Here is a 3,007-nt window from a genome sequence, read left to right as displayed (position 1 = left end):
AAAAAAAAAAAAAAAAAAAAAAAAAAAAAAAAACAACCCACCCCCCCCCCCCCTCTACACTCCGAAACCATGAGCACATCGCCCTCCCACGCCCACCGCCTGCGCCGCTGGTTGCTGCGCGGCCTGTGGCTGGCCATTGCCGTCGTTGCGATGATGGCGTTGTGGAACAGTCCCTGGGCCGCCGCACCGAAGATGCTGTGGACACTCGCGCGGATGCCGCCGGCCACGCAACTGCCGGTGCCAGTGGACGGCGTGCGGCCACGCCAGATTGCCGATACCTTCGGTGCGCCGCGAGGCCGTGACCGCTCGCACGCCGGCATCGACATCTTCGCCAGCCGTGGAACGCCAGTGCGCAGCGCCACGGTCGGTGTCATCGCGGATGTCAGCGAACGTGGGCTCGGCGGGCGCCAGGTGTGGGTGATCGGGCCCGGACGCGAGCGCTACTACTACGCGCACCTGGAAAGCTGGGCCGAGGACCTGGCGCGTGGCCAGGTGGTCCAGCCCGGCGACCTGCTCGGCCATGTGGGCGACAGCGGCAACGCCAAGGGCACGCCCCCGCACCTGCACTGGGGCATCTACGGCGCAGACGGCGCCCGCGACCCGCTGCCACTGCTGCGCTGACCGCCATTGCGCACCCGCGCATCGATCTGTTCATGATTTGTAAATAGGAATAGTTCGTATTACCATTTCTTTCGTTTCCGGTGGTGCCAGGACGGCCTGCCCGTCCTCTCCCTACCCGTAGCGCCTCGCCTCCTGGATGCCGGCCGATCGCGCGTGCTCGCCCAGGACCCCCATGAACCGTTCCGCCTTCCGTACCCCGCCGCCGCAGCGGCTGTCCGTTGCCGTGTTTGCCGTTCTCTGCGCCGTGGCCCCGGCCGCCTTCGCCGACACCGCCGCCGACCCGACCACGCTGGACAAGGTCGTCGTCAAGGGCGAACGCGCCGAAGGCTACTCGGTGCGCCGCACCTCGGCCGGCACCCGCTTCGACCTGGCGCCGCGCGAGATCCCGCAGTCGGTCAGCATCATCAGCCACCAGCGCATCGAAGATCAGAAGCTGGACGACATCATCGACGTGCTGGCCAACACCACCGGCGTCACCAGCACCCAGTCCGACAGCGAGCGCACCGAGTTCTATGCGCGCGGCTTCTACATCGATGCCTACCAGTTCGATGGCCTGCCGACGCAGATGGTGCAGAACTGGAGCTACGGCGATTCTGGCCTGGACCTGGCGCTGTATGACCGCGTGGAAGTGGTGCGCGGTGCCACCGGCCTGCTCAGCGGCGCCGGCAATCCGTCGGCGTCGGTGAACCTGATCCGCAAGCATGCCGACAGCGCCGAACTGACCGGCAGCGTCTCGGTGAACGTCGGCAGCTGGGGCCGCACCCGCACCACCGTGGACGTGGGCAGCGCGCTCAACGCCAGTGGCACGGTGCGCGGCCGCGTAATCGGCAGCTACCTCGACACCGACGGCCAGATGGACCGCTACAACCAGCGCAAGACGCTGGGCTACGCCGTCATCGACGCCGACCTGACTCCGGACACGCAGCTGAGCGTGGGCTACGACTACCAGCAGAAGCGCGCCAATGGCGCGACCTGGGGCGGCTTCCCGATGTGGTACGCCGATGGCAGCCCGACGAACTATCCGACCTCGTTCAATCCGTCGCCGGACTGGACCTACTGGGACACCACCAGCAAGCGTGCGTTCGCCACCCTGCAGCATGCCTTCAGCAATGGCTGGAAGTTCAAGATCGGCGCCACCCACGACCGCACCAAGGCCGACGACAAGCTGTTCTATCCGGCCTATACCGCATTCAACAAGACCACGGGCGCCGGCATCACGCCGATGGCCGGCTTCTACAACACCGAGCGCAAGGTCGACGGCATTGATGGCTACATCGACGGTCCGTTCCAGCTGTTGGGCCGCGAACACCAGTTCATGGCCGGCCTGAGCTACAACAAGCGCGAATTCGCCAACCATGGTGACTTCCAGATGGGCGGTCCCGGCACCGGCTGGAATCCCTTCAGCTCCTATCTCGACTGGACCGGCAACATCGCCCAGCCGAACTGGAACCCGCTGGCGCTGGCCAGCCAGGGCACCATCACCCAGAAGGCCGGCTATGCCGCCGCGCGCCTGTCGCTGGCTGATCCGCTGAAGCTGATCCTCGGTGCGCGCTACACCCACTGGAAGAGCGAAGGCGAGAACGACGACCGCGAGCACAAGGTGACCACCCCGTACGCCGGCCTGGTGTATGACATCAACGACACCTACTCCGCGTACGCCAGCTACACCGAGATCTTCCAGCCGCAGACCGCGCGCGACCGCAACGACCGTTATCTCGATCCGGTAGACGGCAAGAGCTACGAGGTGGGCGTCAAGGGCGCCTGGTTCGACAACCGTCTGAACGCCTCGTTGGCGGTGTTCCGCATCGAGCAGGACAATGTCGCCCAGGTCACCAGCGAACCGATCATCGGCCGCCCGGGCGAGTTCGCCTCGATCGCTGCGCGCGGCACCGTGAGCCGTGGCTTCGAGTTCGAAGTGAACGGCGAACTGGCCCCGGGCTGGAATGCGACCTTCGGTGCTTCGCGCTATGTGGCCAAGGACATCAACGGTGCCGACATCAACACCAACCTGCCGCAGACCGCGCTGAAGCTGTTCACCAGCTACACCCCGCAATCGCTGCAGGAATTGACCGTCGGCGGCGGTGCCAACTGGCAGAACCGCATCTACTACGCCGCACCGGTGGTGGGCCGCTTCGAACAGGAAGGGTATGCGCTGGTCAGTGCCTTCGTGCGCTACCGCATCTCGCCGGAGTTCAGCGTGCAGGCCAACCTCAACAACCTGCTGGACAAGAAGTACTACTCGCAGATCACCGGCTACGGTGCGTACGGCGATGGCCGGAATGGCTCGCTGACGTTCACCTGGGCGTTCTGATCAGGCGCGGGGCACGATCGCCCCGCACCTGTAGAGGAGGAGGGCCGCCTTGTTGGTTTTTCTTTTTTGTCGCGG

2 protein-coding genes are annotated in these 3,007 nt (G+C 65.4%); both read left to right on the top strand.

The window, feature by feature from the left end; all coding sequences use genetic code 11:
- Window positions 1-69 precede the first annotated feature (69 nt).
- Window positions 70-621, top strand: a complete 552-nt coding sequence (locus ACTJJM_RS16160; protein WP_191849994.1) for a M23 family metallopeptidase — start codon at window positions 70-72, stop codon at window positions 619-621.
- Between the two features lie 172 nt (window positions 622-793).
- Complete coding sequence (gene fhuE, locus ACTJJM_RS16155) at window positions 794-2,932, top strand: ferric-rhodotorulic acid/ferric-coprogen receptor FhuE (protein ID WP_329840357.1); 2,139 nt, start codon at window positions 794-796, stop codon at window positions 2,930-2,932.
- The last annotated feature ends 75 nt before the right edge of the window (window positions 2,933-3,007 follow it).

Source organism: Stenotrophomonas sp. 22692, assembly GCF_052045015.1.
Lineage (GTDB): Bacteria > Pseudomonadota > Gammaproteobacteria > Xanthomonadales > Xanthomonadaceae > Stenotrophomonas > Stenotrophomonas geniculata.
This window is presented reverse-complemented; position numbering and strand designations above follow the sequence as displayed.